This is a genomic window from Capnocytophaga sp. oral taxon 864 (assembly GCF_002998835.1).
In the GTDB taxonomy this organism is placed as follows: Bacteria; Bacteroidota; Bacteroidia; order Flavobacteriales; family Flavobacteriaceae; genus Capnocytophaga; species Capnocytophaga ochracea.
This window is the reverse complement of sequence record NZ_CP027232.1, coordinates 17,359-31,242: the sequence shown is the minus strand read 5'-3', so window position 1 is coordinate 31,242 and position 13,884 is coordinate 17,359. Positions and strand designations below refer to the sequence as shown.

Below are 13,884 nucleotides of genomic sequence, written 5' to 3'. Positions count from 1 at the left end.
AACAATCCATATTGTTCTCCACCATAAATATCCGTAGATATACATTCAAGAAATAGACGCTAAAGAAGGGTAAAATAGAGATATAATAACAAAGGAAGATATACCTTATTCATTTCAAATAGCTATTAAAGAAAAAGTCGGGATGACTGGACTCGAACCAGCGACCACACGCACCCCATACGTGTACGCTACCAACTGCGCCACATCCCGATTTTTAATTTTAGAGCGCAAAACTACTACCTTTTACAGAAACTACCAAATAAATAGAATAAAATATTTTACGACAAGGGCTATTTATTTGATATACTGAAAAGTCCTATTTTTCTATCTTCCCTAATGAAACTGTAAAGATTCCAAAATCATCTATCAGCATATCCTGCTTTTGCACTCCATTAAGAGAAAATATCCCGTCTAACTCTCGCTGACTACGGCGACGCATTACCCAATCTTTCTCTTGATGACTTTTTAGTACAAAGGCTATCGTTTTGAGTTGTGGGTGCCACGGCTGTCCTGTATAAATCAAAAAACCGTTTTCTGAAATCGACACAACTCCCTTTACCGCCTCATTAGCTAATTTATTATCACCAAAAAGTTCAAAAATACCAGATATGATAGTGATATTAGGATTATAGTCTAAACTTGTGTAGTTATCGGCTTTAAAACAATTGTAGTTAGTGAATCGTATATCTTGAAAGCCTCTTTCTCTGACGGTTTGCTCCCCTTTTTCTATATTAGCTGGTAAAAACTCATTGATGACAATTTCTACCTCTGGGTGCTTTTCTTTGATGTCAAACAAATAATTACCTACTCCTCCAGCAATATCAAGTATCTTTACTTTCTTCCCTTCGGCTTGCAAAGCTTGTATCGCTTTATCTACTTGCTCCAATAAGTGTGCTTTGCGTATACGTACGCCTCGCCACCCAATGGCATTGAGATAACTTTTGTCCATCAGTTTACCTATACCCCATTTTCCCTGAGGAATATTCTTGTAAACGTAATCCATTGAAGCTCCTGAATCAAATCCATATTCCAGTCCTATCGCCATTCCGCCACTGAGGTGTCCTAACTTACTCAATGCCCATTTCTGAAATCGGTAATAGTACTTTTCTCTATTGGGTATGAGCTCGTATTGCATTATTTCGTACTCTTTTTGAGTAAAAGTATCGGGTTTCAAAGAAAGTGATACAAGAGGAGTTTCAAAAGCTCTACTAATAAACTGTTCAAGTAACTTATATACCTCTTCTCTGCCTTGCTCAAACAAAATGCCGTGATGGAATCCTTCTAAGGTAATAAATTCTTTTATTTCAGAAGATAAGTTTACATAGAATTGCTTCTGTTGCTTGTTAATCACTACAAAGTCTTTTTCAGCTGAAAGCAGTAGTGTGGGAATAGTAATAGCAGCGGCATCTTCCACCAATCGCTTACCTGCATTAGCTAAATCTATAAGCAGTTTCCCATTGATAGACCGCGTAATAAACCTATCGGTATCATAGGCGCGTTGCTGTTCAGGGTCACGAGTGAGCATTTTAGACTTAACATAACTCTTCACAACAAGATTAGGTTTCACTTTTAGTGCTAATTCTATAGCTTGCTTGGCTAAGGGAACTATTAAATTGATTTCAAAAGCAGGTGCTAAAAGTGCCATTCCAGCAATACGTGGAGCAAAATCGTGTACCCAAGCCGATACAATCACCCCTCCTATGCTGTTGGCTACTACAAAAATATCCTCTTCTTGCACGTCGTATTCTTGTTGCAAAAACTTAGCAAAAGCATCTAAATCTCGTACTGAATCCATAAAAGCAGGCGATACTGAAGCTTTAGTATGCCCGTGTCCTCTCATATCAAAAGCAAAAATATTATAAGACGCAAACAGCGGGTGCGTAGCAAATTCCTGTAAGCGCTCACCGTACTCGTGACCGCGATGTATTACAATAAGTGTTTTTTGTTGAGGCTTGTAATTCCATTCGTAGAAGTATAACTCTGCCTCTTGATACCCCTTGAAAAAACCTGTATTCATCATCTTGTTATTTTATTGTGCAGGCAAAGGTACGCTTTTTAATGATAAAAACAATAAAAGTGAAGGATAATTACTTCATTAAATTAATATTTAAGAAGTATGTAATAACAAAAAAATCACTACCTCTCTTCGTAAGTAGTGATTGAAGATTGCACTCATAACTAAGACTACCTAAACAAAAATTAGATAGTCTTTCTTATTTCTTATTCAGGGTATTTGCTAACATCTTGGTATGTATTAAACACCCCTTTAATGATAATTTCTTTTTCTATATCATCTACTACATAGAATACAATGTAAGGGTATTTCTTCATAGAAACACCTCTTAAATTATCTTTGTATATTCGCTGAAAAGGGAAGTGCTTTATAAAATCCAAGATTTTTACAAACTCATTGATAAAGTTCTCAGCTACTCTATCATTAGCAACTTCTTGGTAATAGTTGATTGCACTCTCAAGCTCAGACTCAGCTCGTACTGTATTACTAATTTTGTAAAGTAAGTCCATATTTAGATGCAAGTCTATTAACCATTACATACGAATCTTCACATTGGTCAAAAGGAGTGTTATCAGCTTCCAACTCTTCCAAGTATTTCATTAATCTTGGCGTCATTTCAATAGGCTGAGGAATATCCTCTTCTTGAATGATAGAGACATTTAAAGACTTTATAAAATCTTTTATTGAATTTAATTTATCTACATCAGAGGTAGCAAAGGTTACAGCTGTTTCCATAGTCAAAATATTTTTAAGGGTTACATAAAAGCAAAAAATCACTACCTCTCTTCGTAAGTAGTGATTGAAGATTGTACTCGGAGCGGGACTTGAACCCGCACAGGCATTACTGCCCACTGGATTTTAAGTCCAGCGTGTCTACCGATTCCACCATCCGAGCCTTCTATGATAAACATAAAAAAAGAGCGAAAAACGGGGTTCGAACCCGCGACCTCAACCTTGGCAAGGTTGCGCTCTACCAACTGAGCTATTTTCGCTTATTTCTTTTCCAATAAATTCGCAACTGGCTTTTCCTTTATTTGCGGTTGCAAAGGTACAACAATTATTCATTCCTGCAAATTTTTTGAATACTTTTTTTATAACTTTTTTATACTACTATTATAACCTACATTCTCTCAGGAACTTGTATGCCTAGCATTTTAAACGACTCTGCTATAATTTCTCCTATTTTCTTGCTCAACATTACCCTGAAATCACGCTTGCTCTCCTCTTCCTCTCCCAAAATCGATACATTTTGGTAAAACGAATTAAAGTCTTTAACCAAATCATACACATAATTGGCAATAATAGCAGGACTATAACTATCAGCAGCATCTTGTACAACCGATGGAAATAAGGTGATGCTCTTTAGCAAAGCCTTCTCTTTTTCGTGTAAACCATTAACTTTTTCTACCGCTGCTACATTCTTACCTCCCATTTCAGCATACTTGCGCATAATCGACTGGATACGAGCGTAAGTGTATTGTATAAACGGACCTGTATTCCCTTGAAAATCGATAGACTCTTTAGGGTCAAACAAAATACGCTTCTTGGGGTCTACTTTTAATATATAGTATTTTAAGGCTCCCAAACCTATGGTGTGATACAAGGCTTCTTTCTGCGCTTCGGTATAACCGTCGAGTTTGCCGAGTTCTTGTGAAATCTCTTTGGCAGTTTGCTCCATTTCAGCAATAAGGTCATCAGCATCTACTACGGTGCCCTCGCGACTTTTCATCTTGCCACTGGGCAAATCTACCATACCATAGCTCAGGTGATACAAGTGTGATGCCCAATCGTAACCCAACTTTTTCAGAATAAGAAAAAGCACTTTGAAGTGATAATCTTGCTCGTTACCTACCGTGTACACCATTCCTTTTACGTCAGGATAGTCCTTCACACGCTGGGTAGCAGTCCCCATATCTTGCGTCATATAAACCGACGTACCATCAGCACGAAGCACCAACTTCTCATCTAAGCCATCGGCGGTAAGGTCGCACCAAACGGAACCATCATCTTTCTTGAAGAACACACCTTGCTCCAAACCGCGTTCCACAATGTCTTTTCCTAATAAATAGGTATTGCTCTCGTAGTAATACGAATCGAAATCAACACCTAAATTCTTATAAGTAACGGCAAAACCATCATATACCCAGCCATTCATCTGTTTCCAAAGTTTTATTACTTCGGGGTTGCCCGCTTCCCATTGGCGAAGCATCTCTTGGGCTGCTACAAATATAGGAGCTTGTTTTTCCGCTTCTTCTTTGGTCTTCCCTTGTTCTACTAATTGCTGTATTTCAGCTTTGTACGCCTTATCGAAGGCCACATAGTAATTCCCTACTAATTTATCACCCTTCAACCCTGTATTTTCAGGAGTCTCACCATTGCCAAAACGTTGCCACGCCACCATCGATTTGCAAATGTGTATCCCCCTATCGTTGATGATTTGGGTTTTATACACCTTATGTCCAGCTGCTTTTAAGATTTCGGCTACCGAATACCCTAAGAGGTTGTTGCGGATATGCCCTAAGTGCAACGGTTTATTAGTATTAGGCGATGAGTATTCCACCAAAATAGCCTCTTTGCTATTAGGCGTTGCCAAACCAAACTGAGGATTATTCTTCACTTCTTTTAAAAAGTCGATGTAGTAACTATCAGCAATTACAAGATTTAAAAACCCTTTAATCACATTGAAGTCAGTTACCAAATCACCTGCTTTCTCTTTTAAGTAACCTCCTATTTGTTCTCCTATCTGCACAGGATTACCTTTGATATGACGCAATAGCGGAAACACCACAAGAGTAACATCGCCCACAAACTCTTTTTTAGTCTGTTGCAATTCAACGCTTTCTAAGCTCACACCATACAGTTCCTGTACAGCTTGTAATATATGTTGTTTAAGAGTATCGTTTAAGTTCAACATTTGCAAATTCTTTCTTTTGAGAGGGCAAAGGTACAAATAATTTAATATATAAAAACATTTTGCTTTCAGTTTTATTCCCAGCGCCCACCTTCTTACCCTCAGCTTTTCCTCACTTTATCCCCTTCCTCCTTTTAGTCATCTATCGCTATAAACCCACTATAAACCCACTATAAACCCACTATAGACCCACTATAGACCCACTATAGACCCACTGTAGAGCCACTGTAGACCCACTTATTGTTCGATTATCCTATAAGCTTTGTATAATCCTCTCCCAATCTCACCATTAATCACTAACCATTAATCATTAATCACTCGTATAGCCCGCACCTAATCTACTAATTTACCGACCATTATCCCACAACTCAAATAAAATGTTAAAATTTTTCTAATAAAAATTTGGTAGTTACAAAAAAAGAGAGTACCTTTGGCTCGCTTTTTAAGACATTTATTGGGCAATGAACTTTCCATCTGATTTAAAATACACTAAAGAACACATATGGGTGCGCATCGAAGGTGATATAGCCACAGCAGGCATTACCGATTTTGCACAACACCAATTAGGCGACATTGTGTATGTAGAAGTAGAAACCATAGGCGATACCCTTAATGAAGATGAAGTATTTGGGGGTATCGAAGCCGTAAAAACAATATCCGATTTATTTATGCCCCTCACGGGCGAAGTAATTGCGTTTAATGAACCGCTAAACCAAAAACCTGAGAAAGTAAATACCGACCCATATGGCAAAGGGTGGATAATACAACTGAAAATAAGCGATATTACCCAGTTAGATAATCTACTCTCAGCCGAAGCGTATAAAACCCTAATAAATGCTTAAAAAACACAAATACACTTTGTTATGGGGTATATGGACGATAGCTATTATCACTCTAAGTCTTATCTCATCCAGCGAAATGCCCAAAGCACCTCGCATTCCCTATTTAGACAAAGTCGCTCATTTCAGCTTCTATTTCGGTTACACGGCACTGTTTATATTAGCATTTAGAAGTAAATTATGGGCAGTAATCACCGCCTTGTTTTTAGGCGCAACAATGGAAATATTACAAGGCTTACTCACCACTACTCGCTCTGCCGACTATATTGATATGCTCTTCAATACATTTGGCACAGTTGTTGCTCTACTGTTTATGAGAAAGTATGAAAAGCTTTTCAGATAAAAAGTATATTTAATAACCTTTTAAAAGAAAATCATTATGCAACCTAAAAAAAATCCGAAAGCCGATTTGGCAAAAAGTAGCGGATTGTTCTTTGCCATAGGATTCGCTCTTGTATCAGCCCTTACCTTATGGGGGTTCGAAACAAAAGTGTATGACAAAAGCGTTCAAGACAACCGTACGTCAGATGTGGATAAGGCTCTTGACGAAAATCAAGAGAACTACACAATGGAGACCCCTCCTGAAACTCCACCACCTCCACCACCTCCAGCCCCTACAGTGGTAGAGGAAGTAAAAGTAGTGGAAAACGATACTAAAATCGAAGAACAAGTAATTGGTACTACTGAAACTACTAAAAATGAGCAAATAGCTAAAGTAGAAGAAATTAAACAAACTGTAGTAGAAGAAGCTCCTGATGTAGATGTGCCTTTTACTATTATCGAAGATAAACCTATGTTCGAAGCTTGTAAAAACGTTCCTAAAGATCAACAAATGAAATGTTTTCAAGAAAACTTGAACAAACACGTAGTAAAGAACTTTAGCTATCCACAAGCTGCCGCCGAAATGGGTATTCAAGGAAAAGTATTTGTAAACTTCCGCATCAATACCGATGGTACTATTACCGTTTTAGGAGTGCGTGGTCCCGATAAAATTTTGGAAGATGATGCTAAGAAGCTCATTATGAAACTTCCTAGACTTATCCCAGGTAAACAACGTGGTAAACCTACACCAGTTACCTTTGCTTACCCTATCAACTACAAATTACAAAACAACTAAAAAACAAAAGCCAATAGCATTTTACTATTGGCTTTTTTTATTTAATAATTCTACATTATTGCTAAGCAAAAATGATTTGCAAATGTTTGTAGAGTCAAAGTCTTCAAGAACTCAATATGCAAGGACAATCCGCGCTTCTTAAGTAATCAGTCTTAATCTTAGCTTTTACCTAATCGTTCCACAACACTTCTATCATTCGCCAATCGCTGTATTTTATTCTGTCCGCCGAGTTTGCCTTGCGACTTCATATAAGAGGCAAAACCGCCTTCGGGAACTTCGGTAATTTTAAGCGGTTGGAGTACTTTACCTTGTATGAGGTCGTAGTAGTACATATTCTGTTTTTGTAGTGCCTCATCTATCACTTGGGCAAAGCGTTTCATATCGGTAGGTTTTTGCTCAAATTCTACAAACCATTCGTGATAAGGCAATTCACCCCCTACCGGATTTACCTGAGGAGCGACCGTAAATTCTGTGATACGCGCTCCCGTAGCCTCTAACCCCTCGCGCATTGCCTCTTCCACTTCTTTGCCAATCACGTGTTCGCCAAAAGCCGAAATAAAATGTTTGATACGCCCCGTAACTACTATGCGGTAAGGTGCTAATGAGGTAAATTGCACCGTGTCGCCTATGTTATAGCCCCAAAGTCCGGCATTGGTAGAAATAATGAGTGCATAGTTCACCCCCAGTTGTACATCCTGCAAAGCCATACGTTTAGGAGCGTCGCTGAAGAAAGTATCGGCTTCTACGAACTCGTAGAAAATACCGGAATTGAGCAATAAGAGCATTCCTTTTTCTGTTTGACTATCTTGATAGGCAAAGAATCCCTCGCTGGCGGGATAGAGTTCTATGCTATCCACTTTGCGCCCGATAAGGTGCTCAAATTGTTGGCGATAAGGCTCGTAATTTACCCCTCCATAAATAAACAAGTTGAAATTAGGAAACTGTTTTCCTACTTTAATGCCAGAGCGCGTGTACAATCGCTCGAAGTACATCAGCACCCACGAAGGTATCCCGCTGATGAGGGTCATATTTTCAGAAAAAGTTTCAGTAACAATCGCTTCTACTTTGGTCTCCCAATCTTCTATACAGTTGGTTTTATACGAAGGCATACGATTGCGCTGCAAATAAGCAGGCACATAGTGCGCTACTATGCCCGAAAGTCGCCCTGTTTTTATGCCGTGTTTTTTACCTAAAATAGGACTCCCTTGCAAGAAAATCATCTTTCCTTCTACAAAATCGGCTTTTTTAGTCTCGTGTATATAACATAAAATCGCATCACGTGCTGCCTGAATATGAAAGGGCATTGAGGCTTTGGTAATAGGGATATACTTCGCCCCGCTGGTAGTCCCTGAAGTCTTGGCAAAATAGAGCGGTTTGCCTTTCCATAGCACATCTTTTTCACCTTCCACTACCCTATCGATATAAGGGCGCAAGGCTTCATAATCGCGTATAGGTACGCGAGCCACAAAATCTTCATACGTTTGGATTTCCTCAAAATGATGGTCACACCCAAAAGCCGTATTTTTGGCTTGTTCTATAAGCGACTGGAATACTTTTTGTTGTGTGTCTATTGGAGCTTTAGCCCAGCGGTCTATCTTTTTTTTAACGATAGAGGCAAATATTTTGGATATATATGATTTAATCATAATGAAGTCTGTTTGACTCCGCAAAGATACTACTTTTTTTAATTTGCAATACAATGAGTATTAATTTTATAACAAAGCCATTCCTCTCTTCGCATCATTTTATGCTATTGAGAAGAATGGCAAAAAAGGATTCTTGGATATTCACACACTCCAAGAGTATTTTTAGTAAGGTATATCATCTTCGGTTGAAGCTGTTGAAGGTGCGCCAAAAGCCTGCTCCGGATTGGCAGTAGGTACAGTTTCAAAAGCTACATTTTCATTCATCTTCGAAACAAATTCTTGTGTTCCCATAGGTAAATAGCTTCCACTGTCGTATTCCTCTAAGTTAGCAAACCTTCCCAAATGTCCTTCAAACTTCAATCGGATACTATCCAAACCTCCATTGCGGTGTTTAGCCACAATAAACTCAGCTTGTCCAGCGGTAGGTGTTCCTGATTCGTCGTCCCATTCTGTAATTTTATAGTATTCAGGACGGTAGATAAACGATACAATATCGGCGTCTTGCTCAATAGCTCCTGATTCACGTAAGTCGGATAACTGCGGACGCTTTTGCTGTCCAGGACGTGATTCCACATTACGCGAAAGCTGTGAAAGCGCTATTACGGGTATGTTCAACTCTTTAGCAAGAGCTTTTAAGTTACGAGAAATTGTAGAAATTTCTTGCTCGCGGTTGCCCACTCCTTTGCTACCTCCTGCCGTCATCAACTGTAAGTAATCAATAATAATTAGCTGAATGCCGTGCTGTGTAGAGAGTCGGCGCGCTTTAGCTCGGAGGTCAAAAATTGATATAGAAGGCGTATCATCTATAAAAAGAGGTGCCTTTTCTAGGTCTTTCACCTTAGTATTTAGCACATACCACTCGTGCTCTTCCAACTTCCCTGTACGCAATTTCTCTGACGACAGACCTGTTTCTGAGGAAATCAAACGCGTAATAAGCTGTACCGACGACATTTCCAATGAGAAAAACGCTACGGGTATCCCCTGCCCTACTGCTATATTTCTTGCCATAGAGAGCGTGAGGGCTGTTTTCCCCATACCTGGGCGTGCCGCTACGATAATAAGGTCGCTCGCTTGCCAACCTGAGGTGAGTTGGTCGAGTTTAGTAAAGCCCGAAGGTACTCCACTAAACCCATCAGTTTTATTAGAGAGGTCTTGTATTTTCTTGAGTGCTTTTATCACCAAATCTCCCGCTGCTTCACTGGAACGCTTTAGGTTACCTTGTGTTACTTCATAGAGTTTCTGCTCAGCACTGTCCAACGAATCAAACACATCGCGAGTATCGTCGTAAGCGTCTTCTATAATTTCCGAAGAAATTTCAATGAGCTTGCGCTTGATGAACTTCTGTAAAATAATACGCGCGTGAAATTCCACGTTAGCAGATGATGATACTCGTTGGGTGAGATTAATAAGGTAAAACTCTCCTCCCACCGCCTCCAAATTGCCATTTTTGCGAAGTTGTTCTGCCACCGTAAGCAGGTCGATAGCTTCCGATTCGTTGAAAAGTTCAAAGATAGCTTGATAGATAAGTTGATGTTGCTTTTTATAAAAAACTTCAGGGTTGAGTATGTCTATCACATCATCAACGCCTTTCTTGTCAATGAGCATAGCTCCCAAGATAGCTTCTTCAAGATTAAGGTCTTGTGGAGGGAGCTTTCCTCGCTCTAAACTCACTTGTGTTCGCGAGAATGGTTGTATTGCAGGAACAATTTCTGGTACTGATGTGTTTTCTGTTTCGTTCATACGGCAAAGATACGAAATAGTTTAATTGGGGGTAGATGATTTTACCCACAAACACTGTTAATAGTCTGTTGATAACTTCTGAAAAGTTTTCTTTACTCTTCTATTTAGCAACCGTTTACTATCTTCATTTTATAAAAAAAGCGCTTAAATAGCGCCTTTATAAGTTGTTGATATTATCATTTTCTTACTTCTCACTGAACACCCCCATCGCGAGGTACTTGTTCATTCGTTTTTCAACCAATTTATCGGTGGGAAGCTTCTTCAAATCCTTATAAGTGTCCAATATCACTTTGCGAACAGTAGCAAACATCATTTCGCGATCGCGATGTGCCCCCCGAGTGGTTCTTTAATAATCTCATCTATCAGTTTTAACTTCTTCATATCAGGAGCGGTGAGTTTTAGTGCTTCAGCTGCCTCCTTTTTGTACTCCCAGCTACGCCATAATATAGAGGAACAAGACTCTGGCGATATTACCGAATACCAAGTATTTTCAAGCATATACACTTTATCTCCTACACCGATACCTAATGCTCCTCCCGAAGCTCCTTCGCCTATGATAAACACTATTACAGGCACTTTTAAACGTGACATCTCCAAGATATTGCGAGCAATAGCTTCTCCTTGTCCGCGTTCTTCAGCTTCAATACCAGGGAAAGCTCCTGGCGTGTCTACAAAACTCACTATAGGAATGTTAAACTTTTCAGCTTGTTTCATCAATCGCAAGGCTTTGCGATACCCTTCGGGGTTTGCCATACCAAAATTGCGATATTGTCGCATCTTAGTATTTACTCCTTTTTGCTGACCAATAAACAAAAAACTCTGGTCATCTATCTTTCCAAAACCTCCTATCATCGCCTTATCGTCTTTCACTGTACGGTCGCCGTGAAGTTCCAAAAAAGTGTTTCCTGCAAGTGAGTTGATATAGTCAAGAGTATAAGGTCTCTCCAAGTGACGAGAGATTTGCACTCGTTGCCACGCCGTAAGATTACCATAAACTTCCTTCTTTACTTGGTTGAGTTTCTTTTCTATCTTCTTGCAAGCATCAGTCATATCCACATCACTTTCATTACCGATGACTTGACACTTTTCCATCTGTTCTTCAAGCTCTTTAATAGGTTGTTCAAAATCTAAATATTCCATAAACTAAGCGTTATTTGATTTTTTAGAATGCAAAGATATAAAATAATTTTGAATTACGAACTAATATTTTTTGTTTATAAGCTTAACTTCCTTTTTTTGTCCAGCAATTCTCCCAAGCAATTAAATGATTATCAACGTTTGCTCAATATAACTCCAACTAATTTGCTAATTTAATCTCCCGTCTCTTCTATCCCACCCATCTTATCTCGTCCCTCTAGTCCTCATTTGCCAATTTCCAAATCTGCTAATTCTCTAATTTCCCAATCCGCCTATCCACTTTCCGTCATACCCCTATTGCCTATGCCCTAAGACCCCACGCCTCCCCATTTTACTAATTTTCTAATTTGCTAATTCCCTAATTATCCCTTCTCTTTTCCGTCGTACTTCCCCCTATTGCCTATCGCCTAAGGTCTAGTGCCTATTCTTTTTCTTTCGTCTCGAAACCCCGTTTTTAACATTTTTAGCACTGTTATATTGTATTATGAATCAACCTCTTATATACCCTTTCTATACCAATCGTCCAAGATTCGTATAAGCTTCCTATAAGCTCTCTATAAGCTAACCCCACCCTCCTTACAGCCTTTTTTCATCAAAAACTCTCCCTCCTCTCTTCCGATTTTCTTCATTTTCTTCCGATACCTCCTTAGTATCTCTGTTTCCTCTCCAACCCTTCCCAAAAACTCAGAGTTTTTCGGAGTTTCTTCGGCAATTCTCAAATGTCTGACTCGTCCGGTCTGTCCTACAAGTTCGACCTGCCAAATAACTATTTTCATCTCTTCCTTTTACCAATTTGCTAATTTCTAAATTTACTAATCTACCAATTTTTGTTTAATTTCTAAGGCATAACCTCACCTCTTTAAATCGAAGTTACGTTGTCTTAAAAAATATTTTCCTTTTTTCTTTTCTATTAAAAAAAACTTCCGTACTTTTACCGAAATTTTTTAAACCGATACAATCTCATTATATAACGTAAGTATCATATATAAAGTTACTAAAAATATAAAATTTAAAATTATGACAAAATTTAGAACAGAATCCGACCTTATCGGCGACTTGCAAGTGCCCGCCGATGCTTACTATGGCGTACAAACACAACGCGCCATCGAAAACTTCCGCATTACAGGAACTAAAATGGGTGATTACCCTGAGTTTGTAAAAGCTATTGGTTATGTAAAACTCGCCGCAGCTCAAACAAACCACGCTTTGGGATTACTCCCCGACGAACTGCTCAAACCTATTTCTGAGGCTTGCAAAGAAGTAATCGAAGGGAAGTTTAACCATCAGTTCCTCGTAGATATGATTCAAGGAGGGGCTGGTACTTCGGTGAATATGAACGCTAATGAAGTAATAGCCAATCGCGCCTTAGAAATTATGGGGTATCCTCGCGGTGATTACCAACACTGCTCTCCTAACGACCACGTGAATCAATCACAATCTACAAACGACGCTTACCCTACTACTGTAAAGTTAGCTGTTATCAAGATGAACGAAACGCTCATCAAGCGCCTATCATTGCTCATTGAGGCTTTTCGGAAGAAAGGTAAAGAGTTCGCCGATGTAATAAAAATGGGGCGTACCCAGTTGCAAGATGCCGTACCTATGACGCTTGGTCAAGAATTTGAAGCTTTTGCAGCCAACCTCGAAGAAGAAATCGCCCGCTTGCAAAGCAACGCCAAGCTCTTCTTGGAAATCAATATGGGAGGTACCGCCATTGGTACAGGACTCAACGCTCCTAAGGGATATGCCAAACTATGTGCCGAAAACTTAGCTAAGCTCACAGGCGAAGCCTTCGTTACTGCTTCTAACTTGGTGGAAGCTACCCCTGATACCGGTTCATATGTAATTTATTCCTCTGCGTTAAAACGTATGGCTGTAAAACTCTCTAAGATTTGTAACGACTTGCGTTTGCTCTCTTCAGGACCTCGTGCAGGACTCAACGAAATCAACCTGCCTAAAATGCAACCTGGTTCGTCTATTATGCCCGGCAAAGTAAACCCTGTTATCCCCGAAGTAGTGAACCAAGTATGCTTCAAAGTGATTGGGAATGACCTTACCGTTACCTTCGCCGCTGAGGCAGGTCAGTTGCAACTCAACGTAATGGAACCCGTACTCTGCCAGTGCATTATCGAGTCTATTGTATTCTTAGAACGCGCTATCGACACCTTGCGCACCAAGTGTATCGAAGGTATTACCGCCAATCGCGAAGTATGCCTCAATATGGTAAAACACAGTATCGGTATCGTTACAGCGCTCAACCCACATATAGGATATAAGAATAGCACCAAGATAGCCAAAGAAGCCCTTGAAACAGGTAAGTCAGTGTACAATTTAGTATTAGAACACGGCTTGCTTTCTAAGGATAAGCTCGATGAGATTTTAGACCCCAAGAATATGTTAGGCGTTTAATAATTTATAAATTTAGAGATTTCAATATTCAACAAGAAAAGGCGTAACCTTTTTAATATCAACTTCCAGTT

The 13,884-nt window shown here is 39.3% G+C and carries 11 protein-coding genes, 3 tRNA genes and 1 pseudogene; 4 read left to right on the top strand and 11 right to left on the bottom strand.

The window, feature by feature from the left end:
- Nucleotides 1-137: 137 nt before the first annotated feature.
- From C3V44_RS00120 to argS, 7 genes are all read right to left on the bottom strand, one after another.
- A tRNA-Pro gene (locus C3V44_RS00120) sits at nucleotides 138-210 on the bottom strand.
- Between the two features lie 106 nt (nucleotides 211-316).
- On the bottom strand, nucleotides 317-2,017 hold the full coding sequence (locus C3V44_RS00115; protein WP_106095117.1) for a bifunctional alpha/beta hydrolase/class I SAM-dependent methyltransferase: 1,701 nt from the start codon (nucleotides 2,015-2,017) through the stop codon (nucleotides 317-319).
- A 203-nt stretch (nucleotides 2,018-2,220) separates the two neighbouring features.
- The gene (locus C3V44_RS00110) at nucleotides 2,221-2,523 is read right to left on the bottom strand and encodes a type II toxin-antitoxin system RelE/ParE family toxin (protein WP_106095116.1); all 303 of its coding nucleotides are present in this window, start codon (nucleotides 2,521-2,523) and stop codon (nucleotides 2,221-2,223) included.
- Nucleotides 2,501-2,749: a hypothetical protein gene (locus C3V44_RS00105; RefSeq protein ID WP_009410662.1), complete on the bottom strand. Its 249-nt coding sequence runs from the start codon at nucleotides 2,747-2,749 to the stop codon at nucleotides 2,501-2,503. The genes C3V44_RS00110 and C3V44_RS00105 overlap by 23 nt, the downstream gene beginning before the upstream one ends.
- 74 nt (nucleotides 2,750-2,823) lie before the next feature.
- Nucleotides 2,824-2,909 (bottom strand) — tRNA-Leu (locus tag C3V44_RS00100).
- A gap of 24 nt (nucleotides 2,910-2,933) precedes the next feature.
- A tRNA-Gly gene (locus tag C3V44_RS00095) sits at nucleotides 2,934-3,006 on the bottom strand.
- A 128-nt stretch (nucleotides 3,007-3,134) separates the two neighbouring features.
- Entirely contained in the window at nucleotides 3,135-4,928 is a 1,794-nt protein-coding gene (gene argS, locus C3V44_RS00090) for an arginine--tRNA ligase (RefSeq protein WP_106095115.1), read from the bottom strand.
- Nucleotides 4,929-5,386: 458 nt separating this feature from the next.
- On the opposite strand from argS, the gene gcvH reads away from it, so the two are divergent.
- From gcvH to C3V44_RS00075, 3 genes are read left to right on the top strand one after another with little or no spacing between them, the layout of a single operon-like run.
- The gene (gcvH, locus tag C3V44_RS00085) at nucleotides 5,387-5,767 is read left to right on the top strand and encodes a glycine cleavage system protein GcvH (protein ID WP_106095114.1); all 381 of its coding nucleotides are present in this window, start codon (nucleotides 5,387-5,389) and stop codon (nucleotides 5,765-5,767) included.
- Nucleotides 5,760-6,107 carry a VanZ family protein gene (locus tag C3V44_RS00080; RefSeq protein ID WP_106095113.1) on the top strand — a complete coding sequence of 116 codons (348 nt, stop codon included), beginning with the start codon at nucleotides 5,760-5,762 and terminating at the stop codon, nucleotides 6,105-6,107. Before gcvH ends, C3V44_RS00080 begins: the two co-directional genes overlap by 8 nt.
- A 36-nt stretch (nucleotides 6,108-6,143) precedes the next feature.
- A complete protein-coding gene (locus tag C3V44_RS00075) occupies nucleotides 6,144-6,881 on the top strand; it encodes an energy transducer TonB (RefSeq protein WP_009410658.1) in 738 nt (245 codons plus the stop codon).
- Between the two features lie 158 nt (nucleotides 6,882-7,039).
- Here C3V44_RS00075 and C3V44_RS00070 read toward each other — a convergent pair whose 3' ends face one another.
- The 4 genes and pseudogenes from C3V44_RS00070 to C3V44_RS12550 form a co-directional block, all read right to left on the bottom strand.
- Nucleotides 7,040-8,527 (bottom strand): GH3 auxin-responsive promoter family protein, encoded by a 1,488-nt coding sequence (locus tag C3V44_RS00070; RefSeq protein ID WP_106095112.1) that lies wholly within the window; start codon nucleotides 8,525-8,527, stop codon nucleotides 7,040-7,042.
- 162 nt (nucleotides 8,528-8,689) lie between these two features.
- Complete coding sequence (gene dnaB, locus C3V44_RS00065) at nucleotides 8,690-10,267, bottom strand: replicative DNA helicase (protein ID WP_009418771.1); 1,578 nt, start codon at nucleotides 10,265-10,267, stop codon at nucleotides 8,690-8,692.
- A gap of 184 nt (nucleotides 10,268-10,451) precedes the next feature.
- Nucleotides 10,452-11,407 (bottom strand): annotated as a pseudogene (locus C3V44_RS00060) (acetyl-CoA carboxylase carboxyltransferase subunit alpha).
- Nucleotides 11,408-11,958: 551 nt separating this feature from the next.
- Nucleotides 11,959-12,180: a hypothetical protein gene (locus C3V44_RS12550; protein WP_106095111.1), complete on the bottom strand. Its 222-nt coding sequence runs from the start codon at nucleotides 12,178-12,180 to the stop codon at nucleotides 11,959-11,961.
- Between the two features lie 241 nt (nucleotides 12,181-12,421).
- Here C3V44_RS12550 and aspA point away from each other — a divergent pair, with 241 nt between their 5' ends.
- Nucleotides 12,422-13,813 (top strand): aspartate ammonia-lyase, encoded by a 1,392-nt coding sequence (aspA, locus tag C3V44_RS00050; protein ID WP_009410654.1) that lies wholly within the window; start codon nucleotides 12,422-12,424, stop codon nucleotides 13,811-13,813.
- The last annotated feature ends 71 nt before the right edge of the window (nucleotides 13,814-13,884 follow it).

Excerpts from the sequence above, each read along its gene's own strand:
- C3V44_RS00115 (WP_106095117.1), bottom strand. The coding sequence starts at position 2,017 with ATGAATACAGGTTTTTTCAAGGGGTATCAAGAGGCAGAGTTATACTTC.
- C3V44_RS00110 (WP_106095116.1), bottom strand. The coding sequence starts at position 2,523 with ATGGACTTACTTTACAAAATTAGTAATACAGTACGAGCTGAGTCTGAG.
- C3V44_RS00105 (WP_009410662.1), bottom strand. The coding sequence starts at position 2,749 with ATGGAAACAGCTGTAACCTTTGCTACCTCTGATGTAGATAAATTAAAT.
- argS (WP_106095115.1), bottom strand. The coding sequence starts at position 4,928 with ATGTTGAACTTAAACGATACTCTTAAACAACATATATTACAAGCTGTA.
- gcvH (WP_106095114.1), top strand. The coding sequence starts at position 5,387 with ATGAACTTTCCATCTGATTTAAAATACACTAAAGAACACATATGGGTG.
- C3V44_RS00080 (WP_106095113.1), top strand. The coding sequence starts at position 5,760 with ATGCTTAAAAAACACAAATACACTTTGTTATGGGGTATATGGACGATA.
- C3V44_RS00075 (WP_009410658.1), top strand. The coding sequence starts at position 6,144 with ATGCAACCTAAAAAAAATCCGAAAGCCGATTTGGCAAAAAGTAGCGGA.
- C3V44_RS00070 (WP_106095112.1), bottom strand. The coding sequence starts at position 8,527 with ATGATTAAATCATATATATCCAAAATATTTGCCTCTATCGTTAAAAAA.
- dnaB (WP_009418771.1), bottom strand. The coding sequence starts at position 10,267 with ATGAACGAAACAGAAAACACATCAGTACCAGAAATTGTTCCTGCAATA.
- C3V44_RS12550 (WP_106095111.1), bottom strand. The coding sequence starts at position 12,180 with ATGAAAATAGTTATTTGGCAGGTCGAACTTGTAGGACAGACCGGACGA.
- aspA (WP_009410654.1), top strand. The coding sequence starts at position 12,422 with ATGACAAAATTTAGAACAGAATCCGACCTTATCGGCGACTTGCAAGTG.